The organism is Exiguobacterium sp. LL15, from assembly GCF_024436095.1.
Classification (GTDB): Bacteria; Bacillota; Bacilli; order Exiguobacteriales; family Exiguobacteriaceae; genus Exiguobacterium_A; species Exiguobacterium_A indicum.
Genome location: NZ_JANFNX010000001.1, coordinates 321536 through 345858, shown reverse-complemented (window position 1 = coordinate 345858; position 24323 = coordinate 321536). Strand labels below are relative to the sequence as shown.

The 24323-nt window shown below is 45.4% G+C and carries 27 protein-coding genes; 6 read left to right on the top strand and 21 right to left on the bottom strand.

All coding sequences use genetic code 11. The features are described 5' to 3' along the window. The first annotated feature begins 5 nt into the window (after nt 1–5). Both NOM72_RS01605 and NOM72_RS01600 read left to right on the top strand, forming a co-directional pair. Nucleotides 6–902, top strand: coding sequence for an alpha/beta hydrolase (locus NOM72_RS01605; protein ID WP_214859395.1), 897 nt, complete (start codon nt 6–8; stop codon nt 900–902). Nucleotides 903–917: 15 nt separating this feature from the next. After that, a complete protein-coding gene (locus tag NOM72_RS01600; protein WP_023469285.1) occupies nt 918–1085 on the top strand; it encodes a hypothetical protein in 168 nt (55 codons plus the stop codon). Between the two features lie 56 nt (nt 1086–1141). Here NOM72_RS01600 and NOM72_RS01595 read toward each other — a convergent pair whose 3' ends face one another. The 14 genes from NOM72_RS01595 to NOM72_RS01530 all read right to left on the bottom strand — a co-directional run bounded on the left by NOM72_RS01595 (nt 1142) and on the right by NOM72_RS01530 (nt 12087). Next, nucleotides 1142–1966, bottom strand: a complete 825-nt coding sequence (locus NOM72_RS01595) for a squalene/phytoene synthase family protein (RefSeq protein ID WP_023469286.1) — start codon at nt 1964–1966, stop codon at nt 1142–1144. 196 nt (nt 1967–2162) lie between these two features. After that, nucleotides 2163–2387, bottom strand: coding sequence for a carbon storage regulator CsrA (gene csrA / locus NOM72_RS01590; protein WP_255997516.1), 225 nt, complete (start codon nt 2385–2387; stop codon nt 2163–2165). Beyond that, a complete protein-coding gene (gene fliW, locus NOM72_RS01585; RefSeq protein WP_035396203.1) occupies nt 2387–2827 on the bottom strand; it encodes a flagellar assembly protein FliW in 441 nt (146 codons plus the stop codon). The genes csrA and fliW overlap by 1 nt, the downstream gene beginning before the upstream one ends. A gap of 4 nt (nt 2828–2831) precedes the next feature. Beyond that, nucleotides 2832–3410, bottom strand: a complete 579-nt coding sequence (locus tag NOM72_RS01580; RefSeq protein ID WP_255997506.1) for a DUF6470 family protein — start codon at nt 3408–3410, stop codon at nt 2832–2834. Nucleotides 3411–3423: 13 nt separating this feature from the next. Continuing rightward, entirely contained in the window at nt 3424–4401 is a 978-nt protein-coding gene (gene flgL, locus NOM72_RS01575; RefSeq protein ID WP_035396201.1) for a flagellar hook-associated protein FlgL, read from the bottom strand. Between the two features lie 18 nt (nt 4402–4419). Next, on the bottom strand, nt 4420–5970 hold the full coding sequence (flgK, locus tag NOM72_RS01570) for a flagellar hook-associated protein FlgK (RefSeq protein WP_255997504.1): 1551 nt from the start codon (nt 5968–5970) through the stop codon (nt 4420–4422). A gap of 12 nt (nt 5971–5982) precedes the next feature. After that, nucleotides 5983–6390 (bottom strand): flagellar protein FlgN, encoded by a 408-nt coding sequence (locus NOM72_RS01565; RefSeq protein WP_023469292.1) that lies wholly within the window; start codon nt 6388–6390, stop codon nt 5983–5985. Nucleotides 6391–6511: 121 nt separating this feature from the next. Then, nucleotides 6512–6730 carry a flagellar biosynthesis anti-sigma factor FlgM gene (locus NOM72_RS01560; RefSeq protein ID WP_241492300.1) on the bottom strand — a complete coding sequence of 73 codons (219 nt, stop codon included), beginning with the start codon at nt 6728–6730 and terminating at the stop codon, nt 6512–6514. 66 nt (nt 6731–6796) lie between these two features. Continuing rightward, nucleotides 6797–7105 (bottom strand): hypothetical protein, encoded by a 309-nt coding sequence (locus NOM72_RS01555; protein ID WP_145981725.1) that lies wholly within the window; start codon nt 7103–7105, stop codon nt 6797–6799. A 114-nt stretch (nt 7106–7219) separates the two neighbouring features. Further along, nucleotides 7220–7552 (bottom strand): ComF family protein, encoded by a 333-nt coding sequence (locus NOM72_RS01550; protein ID WP_255997495.1) that lies wholly within the window; start codon nt 7550–7552, stop codon nt 7220–7222. Nucleotides 7553–7854: 302 nt separating this feature from the next. After that, entirely contained in the window at nt 7855–9099 is a 1245-nt protein-coding gene (locus NOM72_RS01545; protein ID WP_255997493.1) for a helicase-related protein, read from the bottom strand. Between the two features lie 150 nt (nt 9100–9249). Continuing rightward, nucleotides 9250–10092 (bottom strand): DegV family protein, encoded by an 843-nt coding sequence (locus NOM72_RS01540; protein ID WP_023469297.1) that lies wholly within the window; start codon nt 10090–10092, stop codon nt 9250–9252. Nucleotides 10093–10222: 130 nt separating this feature from the next. After that, a complete protein-coding gene (locus tag NOM72_RS01535) occupies nt 10223–10918 on the bottom strand; it encodes a response regulator (RefSeq protein WP_023469298.1) in 696 nt (231 codons plus the stop codon). Further along, nucleotides 10915–12087, bottom strand: a complete 1173-nt coding sequence (locus tag NOM72_RS01530) for a sensor histidine kinase (RefSeq protein WP_023469299.1) — start codon at nt 12085–12087, stop codon at nt 10915–10917. Before NOM72_RS01530 ends, NOM72_RS01535 begins: the two co-directional genes overlap by 4 nt. A 97-nt stretch (nt 12088–12184) precedes the next feature. Here NOM72_RS01530 and NOM72_RS01525 point away from each other — a divergent pair, with 97 nt between their 5' ends. The 3 genes from NOM72_RS01525 to NOM72_RS01515 all read left to right on the top strand — a co-directional run bounded on the left by NOM72_RS01525 (nt 12185) and on the right by NOM72_RS01515 (nt 14316). After that, complete coding sequence (locus NOM72_RS01525) at nt 12185–12826, top strand: YigZ family protein (protein ID WP_255997490.1); 642 nt, start codon at nt 12185–12187, stop codon at nt 12824–12826. Between the two features lie 67 nt (nt 12827–12893). Beyond that, nucleotides 12894–13925 (top strand): LCP family protein, encoded by a 1032-nt coding sequence (locus NOM72_RS01520; protein WP_023469301.1) that lies wholly within the window; start codon nt 12894–12896, stop codon nt 13923–13925. Beyond that, the gene (locus NOM72_RS01515) at nt 13900–14316 is read left to right on the top strand and encodes a GNAT family N-acetyltransferase (RefSeq protein WP_023469302.1); all 417 of its coding nucleotides are present in this window, start codon (nt 13900–13902) and stop codon (nt 14314–14316) included. Before NOM72_RS01520 ends, NOM72_RS01515 begins: the two co-directional genes overlap by 26 nt. 60 nt (nt 14317–14376) lie before the next feature. Here the strand turns inward: NOM72_RS01515 and chrA are convergent, their stop codons facing one another. The 6 genes from chrA to NOM72_RS01485 all read right to left on the bottom strand — a co-directional run bounded on the left by chrA (nt 14377) and on the right by NOM72_RS01485 (nt 21629). After that, nucleotides 14377–15528, bottom strand: a complete 1152-nt coding sequence (gene chrA / locus NOM72_RS01510; protein ID WP_255997487.1) for a chromate efflux transporter — start codon at nt 15526–15528, stop codon at nt 14377–14379. A gap of 52 nt (nt 15529–15580) precedes the next feature. Then, nucleotides 15581–16603, bottom strand: a complete 1023-nt coding sequence (locus tag NOM72_RS01505) for a DUF418 domain-containing protein (RefSeq protein ID WP_255997484.1) — start codon at nt 16601–16603, stop codon at nt 15581–15583. Between the two features lie 138 nt (nt 16604–16741). Further along, nucleotides 16742–17785, bottom strand: coding sequence for a glycosyltransferase family 4 protein (locus NOM72_RS01500; protein WP_023469304.1), 1044 nt, complete (start codon nt 17783–17785; stop codon nt 16742–16744). A gap of 85 nt (nt 17786–17870) precedes the next feature. Beyond that, nucleotides 17871–18680: an SLAP domain-containing protein gene (locus tag NOM72_RS01495; protein WP_255997481.1), complete on the bottom strand. Its 810-nt coding sequence runs from the start codon at nt 18678–18680 to the stop codon at nt 17871–17873. Beyond that, nucleotides 18673–21048 (bottom strand): accessory Sec system translocase SecA2, encoded by a 2376-nt coding sequence (gene secA2 / locus NOM72_RS01490; protein WP_255997479.1) that lies wholly within the window; start codon nt 21046–21048, stop codon nt 18673–18675. The genes NOM72_RS01495 and secA2 overlap by 8 nt, the downstream gene beginning before the upstream one ends. A 212-nt stretch (nt 21049–21260) precedes the next feature. Then, on the bottom strand, nt 21261–21629 hold the full coding sequence (locus tag NOM72_RS01485) for a Rok-like winged helix domain-containing protein (RefSeq protein WP_235147597.1): 369 nt from the start codon (nt 21627–21629) through the stop codon (nt 21261–21263). Between the two features lie 334 nt (nt 21630–21963). Between NOM72_RS01485 and NOM72_RS01480 the strand changes: the two genes are divergently transcribed. Further along, complete coding sequence (locus tag NOM72_RS01480; RefSeq protein ID WP_255997477.1) at nt 21964–23490, top strand: N-acetylmuramoyl-L-alanine amidase; 1527 nt, start codon at nt 21964–21966, stop codon at nt 23488–23490. Between the two features lie 147 nt (nt 23491–23637). Here the strand turns inward: NOM72_RS01480 and pgmB are convergent, their stop codons facing one another. Then, nucleotides 23638–24300, bottom strand: coding sequence for a beta-phosphoglucomutase (gene pgmB / locus NOM72_RS01475; protein ID WP_023469308.1), 663 nt, complete (start codon nt 24298–24300; stop codon nt 23638–23640). Nucleotides 24301–24323: the final 23 nt, after the last annotated feature.

The window sequence follows — 24323 nt, the reverse complement described above, 5'->3', positions numbered from 1 at the left end:
CGCGGGTGTGGAAAAAACATCGTAAAAAAATCATCGCTGCCATCATCATCATCGTCACCTTAGTCGTCGTCATCATCGTTGGTATTTCCGGTTATGTCGGCTCATCCTTGACACAACCGGAGCGCGAGGCACTGACGACAAATCCGAAGAAGGCAGAAAATCTAGACTATGAGGACGTGACATTTCGGTCCTATAAAGATCGAACCCGCTTATCCGGCTGGTGGATGCCGAGTGAGGATGCAAAGTTAACAATCGTCTTTGCGCATGGATACGGGAAGAACCGGGAGCAAGAAGATGTTCCGGTTTTACCGCTCTTTAAGAAGTTTCATGATGCCGGTTACAATGTGTTGACGTTTGATTTCCGAGGTTCCGGCGAATCGGACGGCAAACGCGTCACTGTCGGAGCCAAGGAGCAAGACGACTTGTTGACGGCTGTGCGGTACGCGAAGTCACGTTCGGCGAAGCCGGTCGTGCTCTATGGTATCTCGATGGGCGCGGCGACTTCGCTCGTCACCGCTCCGAATGCCGATGTCGTAGGTGTCATCGCCGATAGTCCATTCAGTGATTTAGAAAACTATCTCGCCACGAATCTTCCGGTTTGGAGCGGGCTGCCGAACTTCCCATTCACACCAATCATTCTAGAAATCACACCTCCGTTGACAGGACTCAATCCCGAACGCGTCAAACCGGTCGAATCCGTCCGGCGGATTGATTACCCGATTCTGTTGATCCACGGGAAAGATGACGATGCGATTCCAGTGACGGAAAGTATGAAGATTCAAAAGGCAGCGCCACGATCGGAACTTTACGTCACAGAAAACGGCGGTCATGTCCAGTCGTATGCCCACGATCGAAAAGCCTATGAAGAGAAAGTGCTCGCGTACTTAGCTGACTTGCACTGATAGGAGGAAATCGGAATGCAACAACTCTCCGTGTTCTTGACGTTTTTCATCGCACTGACGGTCATGGGGATCGGTTTACTCATTTCGCGACGTGCTGGGTATCGGTTCCCTTACGGACGAGCGGTTCTTCTCATTTGGATCGGTTCCGCACTCATTGGATTGACGATGTATATCTTACGATGACAGACAAAAACAGCTGCCCGCTTCCTATATGGAAACGGGCAGCTGTTTGTTTGTGCTTATCGTTTTAATACAGCAGCACCGACGATTTTCAAAACTTCCGGACGACTGAGTTTCTCCTTCCCTCTTGCAAGGGCATCCAGCGTTCCATGCGCGAGTGCAAGTGGAATGTGACAGAATTCATAAATCGTCGTCTCCTTCGGAATGGACGCAAGGTAGGCGTCGGCTTCTGCGAGATTCTCACGCGCATAAGCAAACATCGTATCCGTCGTCCAACCAGGTGGGAAGTAACCGACACCACGCTCCGCATCCTCCTGTTGGTTACGCAGAATGTTGACGGCTTGTAAACCACGACCAAATCCAATCGCTTGTTGCTTATCCGTGACAATGCCTGCTTTCCAGTACCAAATGTCTGACAGCATCACACCGACAAGTCCAGCGACATAATACGTGTACTCATCGAGATCCGCTTCTGTTTTGACTGTCCAGTCGCGCTCTGCCCAGACCGCCATTCCTTCTGCCATCTCCGCCGTCGAATCGAGGACCTTCGGACGAATTGCGGCCGGACAATAGGCAATCCACTCCGGTAGACGGAGTGTCACTTCCGGCAGATGCGCCGTGTAAGGCGCGATCAACTCGAGATAGGCCGTAGCGGAGAACGTGCCACGCATCATCAATGCCGTCTCACGTAGTAACGTCGTCTTGATGTCCGTCGCTAGTTCTTCATGGTCTTCGATCTCATCGATGGCACGCATGCATAGATAAGCAGCACCGACCGCTTCCTGTAAGTCTTGCGATAGTCGACTAATCGGGATATAGAAGGTGCGACTCGTCGCTTTTAGTACACGGTTCGCGTCTTTTTTCAGCTGCTTCGTCTCATTCATTCCTGACAACTCCCTCTTTGATTCAAAAGGTTTCTTTTCTTCTCCATTTACTATACACGATTCAACGCGTTTGAGCATTTATTTCATGATAAGAAAGACTCCCTGCACTCGTATGATACGTGCAGGGAGTCGATTTGTATTCTTTTTTCCAGAGAATGCCTGAATCACGAGAGGATACACTGGCATTCACTTGACCTTACTTTTCTTGTTGTTTCAAGAGTTGTCCGATCAACCCTGTACTCCGTGATGCTTCCGTATTCTCTTCTTGGATGGCTAAATAGACTTCCTTCCGATGGATGTCGACTTGTCGCGGAGCACGGATTCCGAGCTTAACTTGATCTCCTTCAATTGCAAGAATCATCAGTTCGATATCGTCTCCGATTTGAATCGCTTCGCCGTTCTTTCGTTTTAATACGAGCATCAGCGTCCACCTACTTCTGTCAGACTTCCAATCTTTTGACGATTCGGATATGTATCTTCTAAGATGATTTGTTTCGCGAGCCGCTGTTTCGTTTCCATAACGAATGGTGCACGTAAATTTGTCGTCGATTCCTGGAAAGGCTCACGTAACGTCACCGTCGTGTATACAGCGACTTGCGCTGTTTCTTCGATACTCAACTGTTCTTTTGCAGAATCCGTTAACTCAAAGACATAATCTGGATCAATCCAAAAAGGATTCGTGACGATGAATGCGCATTCCGGCTGATCAATGGATTGGAAGGACCAAAACGGTACCCCTTCTCCAAACGGCAACAAGACAAATTGTTTGGCATCCGGAAACCCCGGTAATTCAGAAGCGAAGGTAATGATCTCACTTGGCTCGATCGTAATCGCCCCAAAAAAATCTGTTTCGATTTGCATAATATTATCCTTTCTCGTCGTATATGCCACCCACTGGCCATATATCTAGCTGATTTCGTTCCCGAAGGAAAATGTCGGTTTTCCCTTCTGTGACCTCTAATTCCGGACGATGCGTCGTGACATCGATGACCGGCTTACGAGCAGTGTAACGAACATTCACTTCAGCCGGTGTGAAATTAATTTTGACCCGGTCCAAACTCCGAGGAATGAAGCCCATCGTCGTCACTTCTGCTGGAGGCGTATCGTTCATCTTCGCAATCCGCGCGATGACCTCGCCTTTTTGCTCGATTCGCATCAATTGATCTCCTTCACTCGCGACGCGTCCCGTTCCTTCACGTACCATTTGTTGACCAAGATCCGCATACCGTCTGACGGATTCGAATGCTGGGATTCGTCCCATCTCGATCCAAGCTTGCGACGAATCGATTTCGAGACGAGCCGCTACAGTTTCAATCGTTAGCTCCCCTTGCGGTTGTTCAATCGAAAGATCAGCCGGACGTTGCGTTTGCCGCATCTCAAGTGGTATCGTCTGCATACCGATTTTAGCAGAGGTCTGTCGCATCTCTAAGTGAGGAAGATTCATCCCGGTTCACTCCTTATCGAAGAAAATCAAGTAACGATGGTTGGATGATGCGTGCTCCGGCACTGAGTGCAGCACGGTGCAACGTTTCATGTGACTTCAGTTCCATAATGACCTGTTCGGTTTCGATGTCTTCGTTATCAGACATGACCGTTTTTGCGATGATTTCTTGATCTTCTAAGCGCGACGCATTTAGTTCTAGTCGATTCACGCGTGCCCCTAAATCCGAACGTACTTCGACCGTTTTGTTCAACATCGCTGTTAAGTCTTTCAACATGCCGGATAATTCAGTTCCGTTATTCGTGCTACTGCCAGGACTTCCATCTGCTTTTGTACCACCGAGTGCATTAAATAACTTCTTTAGCGTCGTGAACGTATCTTTTCCAAACACACCACCGTCACCACCATCTGTAGGTGTGACGTTGACTTGTACCTTGATTCCTGAAGACACTTCATACTCGATCTTTCCGTCACTTGTTCCGAGGGTTTCTGTAAAAATCTTATCAACGTCTGCGGTATTTACAGTGTCTTTTAAAAATGCTTTCAGTTCTTCCATATTGATGAACGGTTGATCCGTTTGTGTACCGTTAAAGATTTGCTTCTCGTTATATTTCGTATTCGCCAGTGTCCCGATGTGTTCAATCAACTGTCCAACTTCGCTTTGGATGGCTTTCCGCTGTGTGCCATCATACGTATCGTTTGCTGCTTGTGTCGTCAATTCGTTGATCCGGCGCATGGCAGACGTCACTTCATCTAAAGCAGAATCGGTTAGGTCCATCCAGCCTGTCGCTTCATCGACATTTTTCTTGAACTGATCGACTTCCCGGACTTCTGTCCGGTACCGGATCCCCTGCATTGCAACGACTGGATCTTGAGACGGCTTTTGAATTTTTTTACCGCTAATTAGTTGTTCTTGTAACGTACTTAGTTTTTGGTAACTCGAAGATAAATGACCAATATTCGTCTTCGTCAGCATCGTTTGTGTGACCCGCATGTCCTCATTCCTTCCTTATTAGCGACCGACTAATCCCATACCGTTAATGATTTTATCGAGCATTTCATCGACCGTCGTGATGTTTCGCGCCGCTGCGTTATATGCATGCTGGTACTGAATCATCATCGTCATCTCTTCGTCGAGTGAGACTGCTGAGACTGACATTCGGCGTTGATCGGCATTCTCCATCAAAACACTAGCATTTTTTCCTAGGTCAATCGTTTGGCTTGTCGCTACCCCCATGTCACCGATGATCGATTGATAGAACGAACCGATCGGAGCACTTAAATCACTCAATGATGTTGTTTTGATGTTGGCTAAGATCAATGCCCCAGAACCATCCCCGATATTTCCGTCTCGTGAACTCATAATGTTCGAAAGGTCTTTCCAAATCGTATCTCCGACTGAAATCGTTCCGGCCTTGACCGTTCCACCATCTGAAGCAATAAAAAATTCATTTGTCCCATACGTATTGCTGACAGTTCCAGAAGCATCCTTGGATTTAATGAAGTTTTTTGAATGAGCATCATTAAATTCCTTCGCAAAAGCAGCAGCCATCTTATCTAGATTATCGAGCATCTTAGGATATTCACCTGTCAGTGTCGTTTCACCATCTCTTTGGTAACCGTGCATTTGTAATAAAGCCCAAAGTTTACCGTTTGAAAAGCTATTTGATGCTGTGAATAAAACTGGTCCTGTTGTAGTGTTGTATCCAGTGATTGCTTTTGTCGTAGGATCCTCCGTGAATGTAAGAGAACGTGCTTGTGTGATTGACATATCAACCGCATGTAATGACGAACCTCCCGGAACGATGATTTCCACATCCATACGTCCTTCAGCAATCTTTGAAGCATTCCCCATGCCTCCACTTGTAATAGCAGTTGCATCAATCGGCACTTTTTTAAAATCCACATATGTCGATAATTCATCGAAGTAACGATCACGTTCATCGTATAAGTCGTTTGGCAAGACGCCAATCGGTTCAATTTCGTGAATTTGTGTATTGACGTTATAGATTTTCTGAAGGAGATCATTTACTTTTTTCGTCGAGACGTCTAGTTCATTCTTTAAGTCCCCTTGTACCTTCGTCAAAGAAGTCGCTAAGTAGTTGAATGTCTTTGACACGGTATCCGCTTGCTGCCGAACGACGCTTCGCGCTCCCGAGTCTTGCGGGTTCTTTGACAATCCTTGTAACGATGCCCAAAAACTATCGAGTGTTTTCGCAAGCCCCGTTTCAGACGGTTCGTTGATGATATCTTCCATTCGCCCGAATGCTGCTGCTTTCGTTGAATAGTACGCATACTTCGTCGATTCATCGCGATATTGTTTATCGACCATTACGTCACGTAATCGCTCGACGAGTTCTCCACGGACACCGGTTCCGAATTGAACGTTTTTTCCGCCGCCTAGGGAGACCGAAAGTTGTTCCGTCGTCGCTTGGACGAGACGCTGTCTTGAAAATCCTGCTGTTCCGGCATTTGATACGTTATTTCCTGTCGCTTGTAACGCCCATTGACTCGTCGTCAGCGCACGACGTCCCGTTTCAAGCCCCATGAATGTTGAACCCATTCGACTTCCTCCTTATGCATTTCGATTGAAGTGTGTCCGGTCAAACGTCGATTGACCATATGTAAAGTCATCCGCTTCCGGTACGAGCAATTGCAAATGCCATTCGATGTAATGTAACGATTGTTCTAATAACTCTGCGTTCAGCGCGTTCGCTTTTCGCAGTTGCCCCATCGTCGATAAGAGAGCTCGAAGCGTTTCGACATCTTCAGGGTGCGACGCGATCCACTCCGTCATCGTCACGGTTCCCATGGATTCGATGCGCTCTTGCTCTAATGTCGCGATGCGTTTTAGCAAAACGGGTTCTTCCTTGACGATTTTCGAAAGGCGACTCATGTCGTTTTGAATCAATGCCTCTTTTTTCGAAAAGGCGAGCGCTAATAATGCTTCATGCGCCTCCGTCAACTGTCGGATGATTTCCATATCGTGTTTGCTCCTTTTATCATGAGTCCGACTACTTTACTACCTTGCTATCGTTTCATATAAAAAGCGACCCGCGCATCCGTGCCCCGAGTCGCTTCTAATGTCAGTTTCATTCACCTTATTACAAGTTCAAGAAACGTTCCGCGATTTTGTTCGCATCCGGTTTATAGGTTCCATCCTGAATGGCTTGTTTAAGGGAGGCAATTTTATCTGCCCGCGATGAAGTCGTTCCTTCGAAGCGCACGCGTGCTTCTTTTGAAATCGTCACTTCGTCTGTTCGATTCATTCGTTTTGTTTCTGTTCCTTCTACGGGTTGATTTCTTTCATACGTCTTGGGCATGTTCACCCATTTAGTCGAATCAATTCGCATGTGAACACCTGCTTTCTAGATTACGAGATTCTTGATTTAAGTTCGATACGTTCTCGGTTTCGAAGGGTCCACAGAATCTTGCATCGCTTGGGCGAGGTCACGTCGCAATTTATCACGACAGTCAGCACAAATCGTCCCTTCATGAGAGGGTTTTCCGCAACTCTCACACGTGATTTCCATTTGAGAAATCTCAGAAATCAACAAGCGCCCTTCCTTGATATAACGAAAGACGGTTTCGCGTTTGACTCCTGTTTGCATCTCGACATCATTCGGTGAAGTTCGGACTTTTCGCCGCTCTCGCAAGAATTCGCGTACCTTTTCGAAATTCAGATGATCTTGACGCATACACGTCGGACAAAGATCAGAAGATTGTTTTACAAAAATTTTCCCGCAAGATTTGCAGTTTACTACATCCATTTCCTTCACCTCATTCAGAGTATCGGCAGGAATGATGAAATATTAAATACTCCGAAATAAAGTTACTGCAGAAATTTCACTTGCGCCCGCTTCCTTGAGACGCACCATCGCTTGCCGGAGTGTTATTCCTGTTGTGTAGACATCGTCGACCAGCAAGATATTTTTCCCTGCAACTTCTTTCGTGACATGAAATGGATTCGATCGTTTAAGACGTTCTTCTCTTGATTTCCTACTCTGCGGTGTCCCTTCGTCGCGCTTTAATGCTAAGGTGACCTTCCCATTCATTCGTCTAGCGATCTCTTCTGCTTGATTGAATTTTCGTTCAGACAAGCGGTCACGGCTAAGCGGAATCGGAACGATCCATCCTCTTCTCATTTTTACCTTCTTCAACTCATCAGTAAACATCCGAATTAGGACAGTATCTCCTAAAAATTTATAACGATACATGAATGTCTTTGCTTCTTCATTGTAAATATACATCGTACGGGTATGAAGTGGTAAACCGAGATTTTGCCATCGTCGACAGTCCTGACAGAGCTCGATACCTGGTTTGCCACAGTCCACACATCCACCACTTTTTACAAATTTCATTTTACAGGGATTACAAATGTTTTGGCTAGTCCACATATTACTCAGTTCCCAGTTAGGTATAAAGTCATGCTGACAGCATAAACACTTCATGAAGTCGTCCATCGATTCGCTTTTTGAATCTGATGGATGGCATAAAATAGGGCATCCGACCGATCATTGGCGAAAAATGAAATATCCCCGTCCGGGTAAGCCGCATCTCGTCCGACACGACCACTGATTTGAATCAAGGCTTTCGTACTAAACCCTTGATCAGCATCCAGGACGGCCACTTGTACGTTAGAGATCGTCACGCCACGCTCTAAAATCGTCGTCGTGAGCAAAATACCGTTCGTCGTACGAAATGCTTGGATTTTCTCAATGCGGTCCGGATCTTCCGCATGGACGGTCGTCACATCAATACCGACTTCTTTCAATCGTGTTTGCCATGCTTCGAGCGCTGCGATTCGGGGGACGAACACGAGACGCGGTTGCTGTTCATACTGATGCAACCACTCAACGATCGACTGCATCGTAAACGGTGACTTCAATCGTGGAACCGGTAAGGGATGTCCATGATAACGCCGCATTAATCGTACTGTCGGATAGCGACGATGCCACATCGATGGCGTCGCACTTAATAAAATCAACGCTGCTTTTTGCGTCATCGCCCGTTTGACGTATCGATGTAGCGTCCAGTTCATATGAAACGGAAAGGCATCGACTTCATCTAATAAGACGACATCAAAACAAGACCGGTAATGAATCAGTTGATGTGTCGTGCTGACCGTGATTTCACCTAAGAGAAGACGATCCGCTGATCCACCATATAAAGATACGACGTGAGCAGTCGGAAATGCCTGTTTGATATGATGCGTCAATTCACGGACGACATCCGCACGTGGCGCCGTCACAAGAACACGCTTTCCGTTCGCCAATGCTCTTTCGATACCGGGGAAGAACATCGGTGTCTTCCCTGCTCCACAAACCGCGTGAACTAGCAACCTTCCACCACGGAGAATCGTCTGTTCAATTGTCCGCGCGACAGTCGTTTGAGCAGGTGTCAAACGAACCGGTCGATGCTGAGCGGGGCGTACGGGATCGAGCGTACGGGTATCCGTAATGAGCTGATCACATGTGCGCAACTTCCCATAAGCGATGCATTGTCGACAATAATAGCAACGTTTTCCGCACGTGCAAGGGCCTTTGACCGGAAAGGCTCCACACCGCTGACACGTAAACGTCACGGCTGGAATGAGTTGATGCGTCGACAATCGGGTTTCCATCTGTTTTGCTGAAATCCATCTCCCGCGTATATCCATTGCTTCACTTCCTTCGTTTCCCATTTGCTTCATCTTGACGGACGAATGGGAAAATCGACAACGTATGCTGTATAAGAGATGTATGGATGGAATACGCAGTTTCTCAAAAAATAGTTTTGCTACCTCATATATCTGGACAAGAAAAAACACATTGACGATAGACTCCATCAATGTGTTTTCATCTTATTTTTTGTACCATGTGATACCGATTGCACCCGGTCCGAGGTGTGTACCGATGACAGGACCAAATACACTCATCTCGATTTGCGCATTTGGAAACTTCGTCTGTAAGGACGCAATCTCCTGTTCTGCTTTCGTAGAATCTTCTGCATGAATGACGCCGATCGTATACCCGGTTCCGTCTCCCTCGATATCTTCGTGCATCATCTCTTCGATTCGGTTGACGGCTCGCTTGAACGTTCGAATTTTTTCGAACGGAACGATTTTTCCGTCAACGAAATGAAGAACGGGTTTAATCTTTAAGAACGAACCGACGAATGCTTGCGCGACACTGAGACGACCTCCGCGTTGGAGGTGTTCGAGATCATCCACGACAAAATACGCACGAATGCGTTCTTTTAGTTCCTCTAAATGATGGACGATCGTTTCCGCCGTGGCTCCTGCATCTCGCAAACGAACCGCTTCTTGGACGAGAAACGCTTGCGGCATACAGGAAATACGTGAGTCGATAGGATGGACGTTCACATGATCAATCATCATATTGATCGTGTGCAACGCTTGATATGTCCCACTGATCCCGCTTGAAAGGGTGATGCCAATGATATCCGTTCCTTCTGGCAGTTGTTCAAACGTCGCAACGAGATCTCCAATATTCGGCTGTGAAGTCGTCGGAAGGCTACCCGTCCGAATCCGTTCATAAAAATCAGCAACCGAGATATCAAATCCTTCCCGATAAGCCTCCCCTTCAAAGATGACGCTAAGCGGTGCGACGTGCACTTGATGTTCTTCACAATACGTTGTTGGCAGATAGGCAGTGCTATCCGTTACGATCACAATCTGACTCATCCGTGATTTCCTCGCTTTTATAGTTCCGTCGTGACGTATACTTTCATACGTCACAATCGTTTATAAGTGTAGCACTTCTGAGTGGATAAAAAAAGGAAGATGGGAGTCCTGCTCCCGTCTTCCTATCCGTTCATACGACGACGACCCATCCACGGCGAATCGCTTCGACGACCGCACCGGTGCGGTCTGGAACGTTCATTTTCCGAAGAATCGAAGATACGTGGTTTTTAACTGTCTTTTCACTGATATATAATGTATCGCTAATCGCACGGTTCGAGAATCCATCTGCCAGTAGCTGCAAAACTTCACATTCACGCCGTGTCAATACGTGCAGTGGTGCTTCAGCCACCTGACGTTCAACGGGTTGTGACGCCATCGTTTGTTTCATCTTCATGAGACGTCTGTATTCCTGAAGTAGATTTGGTGTCACTTTCGGGTGTACATATCCACCTTCACGATAGACGGAACGAATCGCGTTGACGAGTTCATCCGTCGCCATCTCCTTCAATAAATATCCGACGGCTCCCGCTCCTAAGGCGTGCATGACATATGTCTCATCATCATGGATCGATAAGATGATGACCCGAACTTCCGGGTGTACTTCCATTAAACGTTTCGTTGCATCGACACCGTTGACTTGTGGCATATTGATATCCATCAATACGATGTCTGGTTGGTGTGCTTCGACGAGAGGAATGACATCTACGCCGCTCTCTCCTTCCGCTACGACTACGAACTCTTCCTCGAAGTCAAGAATTCGTTTTACTCCCTCACGGAATAACTGATGATCGTCAATGATGACTACTTTCACTTGCTCGTTGTTCACAGTGTTTCCCCTCTCGCTTCGGATTCCTCGATCGGAATCTTTACCTTGATGACCGTCCCGCCCCCAGGGTACGTTTCGACCTCGAATTCTCCATCGATCAATTCAATGCGTTCACGCATCCCGATCAATCCAAACGACTCGTCATGTGAGTCGACGATCGAGTCGAAGTCGAATCCGACTCCGTTATCCTTTACGTGAATGCGAATGGAATGTTGATATTGTTCTATGATAATACGAATGTCCTTTGCATTGGAATGCTTCACGGCATTTTGGACAGCTTCTTGAACGATCCGGAAGACCGCGACCTCATAGGTGGAGTCAATCCGTTCGCCACCGCCTAGATATTTAAATTGAATCTCAATATTCGAAATTTCTTGCATATGTCGTAAATACCGCTCAAGCGTCGGGACGAAACCAAGATCGTCCAACGTCATTGGACGGAGATCATAAATAATGCGACGAATGTCCGCTAATCCGTCTCGAATCAAGACACGAAGACGATGAATTTCCTCAAAAGCAGCTTCTGCTCCATTGTGTTGATGAATTTTTTCAATCAGATCCGCCCGAATTAATACGTGCGCCAATGTCTGCGCTGGACCATCATGCATTTCGCGAGATAACCGCCGTCGTTCGTTTTCAGCAGATTGAAAAACTTTTAAGCCCATTTCCTGTTTTTGCATCGCTTTTTCGTACTTCTCATTCATGACTTGCATATCGTCCGTCAAAAAATTCAAGACAACGGATACACGTCCAATCAGCATATCCGCTCGTTCGATTGTTTCGTCTAACTGAATGAGACGACGTTCCAACTCATCACGCCGCTTCCGGCAATTCATCTCATCCCGTTGATTGATAAACGACTCCAGTTGTAGTGAGTTCGCTGTTTCATAGGCTTTCCGAACATCTTGCTCCGAATAGTTTTCGAAATTTTTGCTGACGATGACTAGTCGTGTCTTGGCATCCTTAATATGACGTTCTAGTCGCTCTGCTTCTTTTATATAATCATGGACACGAACTTTCAAGTCGCGCAATTCTTGCTGGATTTCAGCATATTGCTCTCTCGAATCCTCCGTGATCCGAACGATTTCTTCGCGACTTTCCTCTACGACACCAATGATGTTTTGTACGATATCATTCAACGACAGTCGCTCCTTCATTTCATGCGTCATCGTGACTCCCTCCGGTCCTTACCACTCAAATGGTTGTCTCTCTCTCTGAACGTCGTTATGCTAGAAAGAACTAGTCAACGAGGAGGACATTAATAGTATGACATTATCTCATTATTATACAGTAAAAGAAAACGGTTTCCACGAAATCATTATTCAAAAGTCTCGATTCATTACATATATTTCTCGCATTTCTTCCGAAACAGAGGCACAAGGCTTCATTGCGCAGATTAAAAAGAAGCATCATGATGCAAATCATAACTGTTCTGCGTATGTCATCGGGGAACAAAATCAAATCCAAAAAGCGAGTGATGATGGTGAACCTAGCGGAACAGCAGGCGTCCCGATGCTTGAAGTACTGAAAAAAAGAGATTTACGCGATACCGTTGTTGTGGTCACACGTTATTTTGGCGGCATTAAGCTTGGTGGCGGTGGATTAATTCGTGCCTATGGCTCAAGCGTCTCGGAAGCATTGAATGCAATCGGCGTTGTTGAACGGATTCAGCATCAAGTGTTAGAAGTGCACATTGACTATACGTGGCTTGGAAAAATTGAGAATGAACTTCGATCAAGCATTCATCCGATTGATCAGATTCATTATTTGGATCAAGTTCAAGTCGATGTCTTAGTCAAAACGGCAGATGTTCCTACCTTTATTGAATGGATGACAGATCTGACGAATGCGCAAGCCCACTTCCAAGAAGGTGCTTTTCGCTACCTCGAACGTGACATTCTTTCCTGACCTGCTATACTGATTGTAAAGATTCCGAAAGTTTTTTAATAATTCTGTTAAGTAAGGGGTACTTGAAATGGATGAACCGATACGATCACGGTCAAAGAAAAAAAAGAAGCGTTCTTGGTTCAAGCGTCTTGTTTTTTTATTTTTGATCATTTTAGTAACTGGCGGTGCAGCATTCGCTTACGTCGCCAACAAGACTCTTCAAACGGCTAATGAGACAAAAGTCGACTTAGCACGTGGAGACAAGTCAGAAAAACGTGAAGCGGCAGTCGACTTGACGAAGGACCATTTCTCCGTCTTGCTTGTCGGAACGGATGAACGTCCCGGAGACACTTCTTCTCGCGCTGATACGATGATCATCGCCACATTCAATAAAACAGATCAAACCGTAGACATGGTCAGCATCCCTCGAGATTCTCTCGTACAAATCCCTTCTGTCGGATATGAAGATAAAATCAACCATTCGTATGCTTATGGAGGAATTGATTCAACGATTGAGACAGTCGAAACGTTGTTTGATATTCCTGTAGACTATTACGCCTCCATCAACTTTAATGGTGTCGTTGCTATCGTCGATGCGCTTGGCGGTATTGATGTCGACGTCAAACTACCGATCGACACACTCGACTCTTCCGATAAACGAAACAGTATCAAACTCGAACCTGGTCAGCAGACACTCAATGGGGAAGAAGCGTTGGCCTACGCCAGAATGCGTTATGAAGACCCTGAGGGTGATATCGGACGTACAAAACGCCAGCAACAAATCGTACAAGCGATTATCGAACAGTCGACTTCCTTCGGTTCGATCACGAAACTCAATGACTTGATGGATGCTACAGGCGATAACTTCAAAACGAATATGTCACTAACGGAAGCCTTCCAGCTACAACCGTTCGTCAAATCACTCGGATCCATTAATCGTATTGATTTAACGGGATCAGATACGAAAATCAATGGCGTCTATTACTATCAAATCGATCCACTTTCACTTGCCGAAGCTAAAACAACATTAAAAGAACAGCTCAATTTACCTGCTGATGACGCTACTGACATGACGACATCAGAAGAGGCGACGGATGATACGACGACTACGATCAACTGATCATGCAGCTTTGCTAGAACTTCAACGTCTTGCTTATCGAATCGAAGCGCGTCTACTGGAAACAGTAGACTTTCCACCTTTATCGGAAACGATCGATGACATCGAAGCGGAGCAACCGAACGGGTTCGTTTATCTCTTGCATGATAGCGTAGTCGGTGCGATCACATATGTTGATGGAACGATCACGCGCCTCGTTGTGAATCCGGAATATTTTCGCCAAGGCATCGCCCAATCCTTACTGCACCACCTGCTTCAGCATGATCACGTGAAGCATGTCATGACAGGTGCGCGTAATCTTCCTGCCCTTACGCTCTACGCTCGTTTTGGCTTTACGGAAGTCCAACGTGAGTGGCGCCACGATATCGAACTTGTCTTTTTGACTCGAATTTAAAGCTTCATTAAGCGAAAACAAAGAAGCAGCAGACGCCTGTCTGCTGCTTCTTTGTGCGTTTTAAAAGAATAGGAGTCCGAGAACGGCTCCAATCAACACGATTCGTAACGGCGACTGTTTATAAAAACGAAGTAAACAGAACAAACCGAAGGCAATCAAGAAGTCAAGACCACTCTTGATGCTTGACGTAAAGATTGGATCATAAAGGGCAGCAAGTAAAATACCAACGACTGCAGCATTGACGCCGATCAAGATCCGACCGACCGATTGATTCTTCCGAATACGATCCCAGTACGGTAAAACACCGATGACGAGTAGGAATCCTGGTAGGAAGATCGCGAGCGTCGCAAGAATTCCTCCAGAAACACCAGAAACGATCGTACCGAGATACGTCGCGAACGTAAAGAGTGGTCCCGGTACCGCCTGTGCAGCGGCGTAACCAACAAGGAACGTATCCGTGTTCATCAATCCAGGTACGAGTGTCTGCTCAAGGAATGGCAAGACGACATGTCCGCCACCAAAGACGAGGGCACCGGCACTGTACATGATACTCGTCAGTTGGACGGTTCCCGTCGCAGATTGCGCGAGAAACGGTGTGACGGCAAGTAAGACGAAGAATAAGACGAGTGCCGTGATGCTAAGTAGGCGTGGTACGCGAATCGACAAGGACCCACCCGTCTCCGTCTCTTCTTTAAACCAGAAGAACGCAAGAAGACCTGCGAGCAACAAGACACCGACTTGTGCCAGTGGATGTGCGATCAAGAGTACGCCTGCTAGCGCCAGTAGCATCAACGTCATCCGTTTGACGCCTGTCGCAAGTTTCATTCCCATGCCAAGGACGGCGTCAGCAACAATTGCAACCGCAACGAGTTTCAAGCCATGAATGAATCCGGCTTCTGCGACATCAAACTGTGTCGCAAGAATCGCGAACAGAATCAAGGCGATACTCGACGGTAACGTAAAGCCGACGAAGGAAATGATCGCCCCTGCTACGCCTCCACGGATCAAACCGATTCCCATTCCGACCTGACTCGAAGCGGGACCCGGGAGGAATTGACAGAGCGCAACTAAGTCAGCATATGCTTTCTCATCAATCCATTTTTTCCGTTTGACATATTCTTCATAAAAATACCCGAGATGGGCGACCGGACCTCCGAACGACGTCAGTCCGAGCTTGAACGATACAAGAAAGATTTCAATTAAACGATGCATGTTTCACCTCCATCCTTCATTCTACATAAAAGATGTTAAGTTCTTGTGAACTTCAACGGTTTTTCTTTCCATAAGTCCCTTTTCGCCACAATTTCTCCATGGGACCTTGTGGATGAGACTGGAGATATCTGTTTGAAGCAACACCTTGTGCGATCAAAAGCAGGAAAACGAGTAACAGTCCTTGCCATAACGGTGTCGTTCCATGTTGTCCACTGAAGAAGACGAACACGGTAAAGACGACTGTATGCATCAAATAATTCGTCAATGCCATCCGTCCCAGTCCAGCAAACCATTGCATGCGTCCAGCACGAACGAGTAGCGCAACGGCACAAGCATAGGTGATCGCAAGCGTGCGTCCTGAGAGCCAGACGTAAAATAGATTGATGGATCCGTCTGGTACGTCAGCATGCGCCTGTATGATTCCTGCAAATGATGGAAGTGTCAGGAGTAAACTAATTCCAAGCGTCCACCACAGGAAACGATTCGTCGGTGGCGCTGCGCTGAAGCGTTCCATCAAATAGGCTCCAATCAAGAACAGGGATAAAATTTCTGGCCAAATGACACCAGAATTCATGAGGGCTTCCGGTAATTGAACTGTCGCGTGATGTGATAAAAATCCGAGGAGATCGCGCGATGCGACGAACGACTGAAGTGTCTTATCTAGCTCGACGACGGGAGTGTCGCCCAATTGACGAGCCCCAAAGAAAATAAGTAGGTAGAGCAAAAGAGCATAGATTTGAAATGCTGCCGCAAACAAGAGCTTCGTGATCGGCTTTGTTTTTATAAATAACAATAAGATAAAACCGGTCAACGCATACGTATGTAAAATATCTCCCTGCCAAATACATAAGTGTAGTAGTCCAATGACGAGAAGAATCCCGAGACGTCGTGCAAAAATTGTCTTCGGTAATCCTTTTTGCTGCAAACGCTGGATGAACAGATAAAAACCTGCTCCAAACAAGACACTAAACAGCGTATAGAATTTTGTCTGGATGAAGAGGTCAAACACCAAACGAATCGCTTGATCGACGTCTCCCATCATCGCATTCGGTCGATCGCCAAGAAAACTTGGCATGTTGACAAATAGAATGCCACATAAAGCAAATCCCCTCAAAATATCCAAGTACTGAATGCGTTCATTTTTATTTATTTCTTGCATTTTCTCATCTCCCTTAAAAAAAGACCGCACATTGAGATGAGCGATCTTTTTAAATCATTTCGTTGTAAGACGTTCTAATAGTTTGAGAATCGGTCGATATTTATCCCCTAACAAACCCAATGATTCGACTAAAATATCTAGTACGATCAATAAGATAACGAGAGAAATAAAAGCACCGAGCGAATTCGTTTGCGAAAAGAGGATTGCCGTCATTCCGAACACACCACAAAGTCCATAAATCACTAAAACGGCTTGTCTCATCGTAAATCCTAAATCGAGTAAGCGGTGATGCAAGTGCTCTTTATCGGGTGCGAACGGCGGTCTCCCTTGTAACATACGACGCACGATAGCGAACAGCGTGTCTGAAATCGGAATCCCGAGCAAAATGACTGGTACAGCAAGTGAGAATAAAGTTACATTTTTGAATCCAAGTAGGGAAAGTACGGCCAGCATATATCCAAGATACAGCGAACCCGTGTCTCCCATGAAAATTTTTGCCGGATAAAAATTATGAAACAGAAAACCGAGCGTACTCATAAGCAAGAGGATCGCAACGATCGTCACGTAGACGTTCCCTTGAATCACAGCTAAACTGATTAGCGTCAACAAGACGATACTCGATACGCCAGCAGCTAGTCCGTCTAATCCATCAATCAAGTTGACGGCATTCGTGATACCGATGACCCACAAGAAGGTCAGTGGCACACTCCACCACCCGAGATACAGCTGTTGATCAAACGGCAAATTGATGAACTCGATTCGAATCCCACCATTTAAAACAATGACTGCCGCTACGATTTGTCCCATTAACTTCAGCCTAGCATTCAGTTGAAAACGATCATCCAACATACCGGTCATGATGATCACGAAACTACCGACTAATATATGAGTCGCATATGGACTCGATGGTTGTAAGATAAAGTATCCGATCATGAATGAGATATAAATCGCAAGCCCACCTAGACGTGGCATGATTCGAACATGTACTTTTCGTGCATCCGGACTATCCACCGCGCCCACTGCAATGGCAAAACGTTTGACAACGGGGGTAATCAGCAATGCAGCGATGAAACAGACAATGGACGCTGTCCATAACATAATAACATCACGCTCCTGCGCGAATTATACCACATTCTTCTTCCAAAAATCGTTCGTTCCCATTCTGTAAACAAAAAGCATAGGCTTATGCTTGTGCGACTCGGAATTGCAACACGTCTTGGTCTTGCCACTCCGTCACGTCTAAGAAGACTTTGATTGCAAGGGTCGTTTTAGCTTCGATTGGGGACGTTAACGGTACCTGCAATGTCTGCAAGATTTGTTCCCCGTTCATAAGTTGTAACGGAAGCGTTCCGAGTTGAATCGCCTGTTCATATCCGTTTCGAATCAAAAACAATCCTGTCATCCTATTTTCGTTCTTCTCGTTCCAAACATTCATGACATTGACTTCTTCATTCTTCAACGTCGGGGTTGAATAGAATGTCTGACGTACACGTCGCGCTTCAGCATCAAGGAAGTCCGGTGGAATCTCGAGATCATGCGTCTCTTCTAAACTAAATAAGAGACGAATCTTTTCCGGGAAATTTTCTTCTTCCGTTAAGAAAAGTTCTTCCTCGGAAAAATCAAGCCAACATGGCATACTACTCATCGGTACGAACTCCGGAATATCTTCCGTCGTCAAAACCTTTCTGCCAATCAGACGATTGGCTTCGTCTAACACGAGTAATGGAAGACCATCTACATGAAAACTATTTTCTAATGTATTTCGAAACAACGCGACGATTGAAATCGGCGAGGAGGATAGGTCCACTTGCAGCGCTTCGACGGACAGTTGATTTAACTCCAAGTCTGGCAATTGATTAGCATGGTAACGGAAAAGATATTCATCTTCTTTCTCGATCAACATATCTTCTGTAAAAATCAATCGAGGCTTATACAGTCCTGTATTTTCTGGTGTCTCTGCTTCTAAAATGATTTGTTTTCTGCGATTAAACATCTAACTCCATCTCCTCGATTTCTTCATCTAGCATGATATATTCGGACAATCGTTGTAAGACATAGGCAACGGGATACTCGATTTCAGCAATCGTGTAGTTAAAGATTTCAAAGCCTTCCTTTTCGTACATCCGAACAGGCTGTTCCTGACCGTAACTCCGAAGATGAATGCCTTCTTTTAGCGTATTCATCGTCGTCAAATGTTCCGTCCAGTGCTCTTCGATCGATGCCAATAGCTGATCTCGGATCAGCTCGTCTACTGCAGGATTCTTTAGTTCCTCTATCCATTTTTCACGACGAGCGGAAACAATGTTCACATAATACGCTTTGACCTCTTCCGGCTGTTCTAAATCATCTGGAAGTGGTACTTCGTCGTTTAGTAATTCGTCCATCGCGAACTGGAACTCTTCCTTTGGCCACTCTTCCGGTACGAGTTCTGCAGAAAGATAACGATCCACGATACGTTCGATCGTCCGCTCGACCATTGGTAGTACCATATCTTGAATGTCTTCCGCATCTAGTACTTGGTTACGGATCGCATAGATGACAAGACGGTGCTGATGAAGGACGTCATCGAGTTTAACAAGTTCCTCTCGAATCGAATAACCTGTCCCCTCGCATGTTTCTTGCGCATAGCTCAATAACGCTTGTGCTTCTTTTAACGTAACCGGTTCATGCTGACTCGTCTTCACTTTTTTCAAGACTTTCTCCAGTCGATCCTTTGCAAAACGCCGGACGAGGTCATCTTCGAGTGATACGATGAATTGACTTTTACCTGGATCTCCTTGACGTCCTGAACGTCCTCTTAGCTGGTTATCGATCCGAACCGACTCATGACGCTCGGTACCGATGACAAACAACCCACCTGCTTCTTTCGCAATCTCATCCAACGTAATATCTGTCCCTCGTCCTGCCATGTTCGTCGCGATCGTGATGCGTCCGTGTTGCCCGGCTTCACGAATGATGTCAGTTTCTTGGTCGACCGTCTTTGCATTCAGGATTTGATACGGTAACTGATGTGTATCTAAAGCTTCAGCTACGGCAAATGATTGTTCGATGGACGTCGTTCCGATCAATACGGGTTGCCGTCTTGCATGTGCTTCCTTCGTCGCACGCGCCACAGCTTCATATTTCTCCTCTTTCGTCGCGTAAATGATGTCAGAAGAATCTTCACGGAGTTTCGGGCGATTGGTCGGGACTTGTACGACATCCATTCCGTATGTCTTCAGAAGCTCTTGTCGTGAAGTTTGTGCCGTACCTGTCATGCCTGAAACGAGCTCGTACATCCGGAAATAATGTTGGATCGTAACTTGGGCCGTCGTTTTATTTTCTTCCGTGATGTCAATGCCTTCTTTTGCTTCAATGGCTTGATGGAGCCCATCCGACAAACTTCGTCCTTCCATGATGCGTCCTGTAAATAAATCAACCAACTCGATTTTCCCATCTTTTACGATGTAATCAACGTCTCGTTTCATGACGACGTGAGCACGCAAGGCTTGAACCATGTAATGATAAAGTACTTGATGCTCAGCTGCGAAAAGATTATCGATGGCGAAGTTCTCTTCGATGATCGAAATTCCTTTATCCGTAAGCGAAACTGCTTTGATCTCTTCGTCGTATTCGTATGCATCCGCAGGAAACTTTGATACGATCAGCTTCGCGACGGTTTGTAATCCTTCGTGCACCGAGCCCTTACCTGCCATGATGAGTGGTGTTTTCGCTTCGTCGATTAAAATACTATCGACTTCATCGATGATGGCAAAATGATGTTTTCGTTGTACACGGTCTTCCTTCCGATTGACGAGATGATCGCGCAAGTAGTCGAAGCCAAATTCTGTACCGACTCCATATGTAATATCTGCGCCATAGGCAGCACGTTTCTCATCAGGTGAAAGATCGGGAACATTTAGTCCGACTGTTAAACCAAGAAAACGGTGAATTTCTCCGATCTGATCCACGTCTCGTCGTGCCAAGTAGTCATTGACGGTGATGACATGAACCCCTTTACCACTTAAGGCTTTTGTAAAACTCGGTAACGACGCGACTAATGTTTTTCCTTCCCCCGTCGCCATTTCTGCGATATGACCGTCTAGTAATGCAAGACCACCGATCAATTGAACATCGTAATGACGCATGCCTAACGTACGAACACTTGCCTCTCGGACAAGAGCAAATGCCTCCGTCTTCAGTTGATCAATCGTCTCACCAGCTTCGATGCGTTCCTTCAGGTGGATCGTTTGATTTTTTAATTCATCATCCGTCATCGCTTGATAGCGACTTTCTAACGCATTGATTTCTTTTACGATTTTCATATAGTTCTTCAGTCGCTTAGACTGTTCGTTGAATGTATTTTTTACGAGTTGAAGCACTGTTTTTCTCCTCTCCCCACGTCCACGTGACGTCAGGTCCGACAATTTTTTCATCTACGTATCCATTATATCAGTTAAAAAATGGAACAGAAGAGATAAAACCCATTTTTAAGAAAATCATTTACTTATTTTAAAAATAAATCTTTATTTTGGAATTCATTCAACAAAAAAAACGCCTTTCTTTAAAAAAGAAACGACGTTTTTTGAAAAAACTACATAAAAATCGGAACTTCTGCCGATGAATCATATGTATAGATTCCACGACCCACTTTTTGAATCGCCGGGTTTGCCTGTTCAACTTTTGCCATGAGCTGATAAATGTTACTGATTTGGTGACGATAACGAAGTTCGAGTTCCATCTGAATATCTCGTGCTGACATCGACTCGCGTTCGCGCATCAAATCACTGATTTGGTGTACGTAAACTTCCAGTGGATACCGCTGATTCACTCTTCGTTGTTTCAATGGACGCTCTAGTGCAACAGAAACTTCCTGTGCATGATCTTGATTCGTTCGACTTAATTCAGCTACTAAGTACTCTGCTCTTCGTTGAAGACGGCGATATTCTTCTTCGATTTCCATCAGCTCTCTGTAAATATGTTCATTCGGATCCATACTTTTTACCTTCTTTCTTGTATTGATGACACAATAATATTTCAATTATGTTTCAATTGTATGTTTTTTGAAATAATATTACCATTTATTTACCTTTTTGTTATATGATTTCTATGTTATTTTAATTTTTTTGTAATATTGGCAATTTTTTATCTGTTGCTGATTTCCATTTTTATCTTAACAGAAAGGAGCGAACCTAGAACATAAAATTATTGTTTTTAATATATAATTTTAAATCTTTCTTCATTTTGTCATTTTTATATCCTGTTTTACAATACTAAATTTAAAAGGAGAGCACACTATGCCTACTAAAACTTCCGTCTTGATCGCAAGTATTGCTTCGGCCGTACTTTTCACGGTAGCCGCCCCAACACCCGAGGCATCTGCTGCTTCTATCACGAAAGCTACTTATCAAACAACAGATGCATTGAATCTTCGCGCTTCTGCTACTACTTCCTCTAAAAAATTGTTGACGATTCCTAAAGGAAAATCAGTCGTTTCTTCGTATAAAACAGGAAACTGGTACAAAGTCTCTTACAGTTCTAAGACGGGTTATGTCTCAGGAAGTTACTTGAAGAAGAAAGCGGCCGTTAAAGCTAGTACTGTCGGTACATCCTTTACGAAGACGAACTACACGACGACGGATTCGTTGAGCCTTCGTAAGTCTGATTCTGCTACTTCGACTAAATTATTGACGATTCCTAAAGGAACAACACTTTCCTCTTCTTACAAGAAGGGAAGCTGGTATAAAGTATCTTACAAATCAAAAACCGGTTATGTTGCTGGTTCTTACTTGAAAAAGAAAGCGGTCGTCACAGCAAGTGCTACCGGTACGACATTCGCGAAAACGAACTACATTACGTTGGACGCATTGAATTTACGTACATCGAATTCTGCTACCTCAGCTAAACTACTAACGATTCCTAAAGGAAAGATCGTTACCTCTTCGTATCGGAAGGATAACTGGTACCAAGTGTCTTACGGTAGTAAAAAAGGCTATGTCTCAGGAAGTTACTTGAAGAAAACGACGTCTTCTTCTGCTTCTTTACCACCTGTCGGATCTGCAGCTGATTATTCAGGTACGACGATGTATGTTCTCGTTCCTTTTAATGATTCATTGACATTACGGTCTGGTGCAAGTTCGATCAGCCCTTCTATCGGTACACTGCCACGTGGTTCCGTTGTTACGGTAACGAATGCTTTACATAAGACAAAAGGATTCGTCGCTGTCAAAACATCTGATGGACGTTATGGATATGTCGAAGCGACGTATCTCTCGCTCTTCCAGCCTTCTATGTCTGCTCGTCCACTCGTCGTCTTAGATCCTGGGCATGGTGGACATGATGTTGGTGCCGCACGATACGGTATTTATGAACGTGATATCGTCATGTCAGTCGCTAAACTCGTAGCCGAGCGCCTATCTAAAACAGTCGATGTGAAGTTGACACGTTATACGAATGATTACTATCCTTCGTTAACAGATCGTAGCGTCATCTCGAACGCCCATAAGACAAACATCTTCGTCAGTATCCATATTAATGCTGCATCTTCAACAAGTGCTTATGGCGCTGAAAACTTCTATTACAGAGGTAATGCATCTGTTGCTCTATCACGAAATCTCCAAAACAATCTTGTTAACTCGATTGGATTACGTGATCGTGGTATTAAATTCGGGAACCTCGCTGTTCTTCGCGGTACGAATGCACCCGCTACATTAACGGAACTTGGTTTCCTATCCAATGCTAATGACCGGGCGAAACTCGTTTCTCCTTCTTATCAGCAACGCTATGCTGATGCAGTAGCAAACGCGATTCTTTCTTCCCTCTAACCAAAAAATAACGCTCAGCCGAATCATACGGCTGAGCGTTATTTTTTTGAAAAAGAAGAGATTCAGGGAAATCACTTCTTTTTCTGACACATAAAAGAAAAGAGAGGTTGATTGCGATTCAATCATCAGGGAATGAATGAATCTCAGTTAGCGACTAGCGAGGATTTGCTCAAGGGAAAGCAAATCTGTCGAATCGACACGATAGTCTGCCTCATGGAGCGCCGACTCCGGTCCTACACCGACGGCATACATACCGGCAGCGTGGATGGCAGTGATGCCCGCTGTCGCATCTTCTACACCGATGCAACGGCTTGGTTCGACGTCGAGCGCTTCCGCAGCACGGAGAAACACTTCAGGGTGTGGTTTCGATTGTGCAACAGTTGCAGCATCTACGATGTCATCGAAGTAATGTCGAACCTTTAATGCCTCGACGACCATCAGCGCATTTTTAGAAGCGGACGCCATCCCGATTTTCAGCCCAGCGTTTCGGATTTCATCAAGGAATGCAGTGATTCCAGGAAGAAGATCCTGTTCAGAGATGTGCTGGATCAATGTGACATAGTGTTCGTTCTTCTTCGCAGCGAGTGCTAGCTTCTCGTCTTCCGAAAAAGCATCCTGTTTTCCACCAAGCGCAAGGATACGCTCGAGTGAATCCATCCGGCTGACACCTTTTAATGTCTCATTGAATTCCCGGTCGAACGGGATATCCAAATCCTCTCCTAATTGTTTCCACGCTAAGTAGTGATACTCTGCTGTATCCGTGATTACGCCGTCTAAATCAAAAATGACCGCTTCGATCGTTGGTGCCATCCGACATCCATCCTTTCATACAT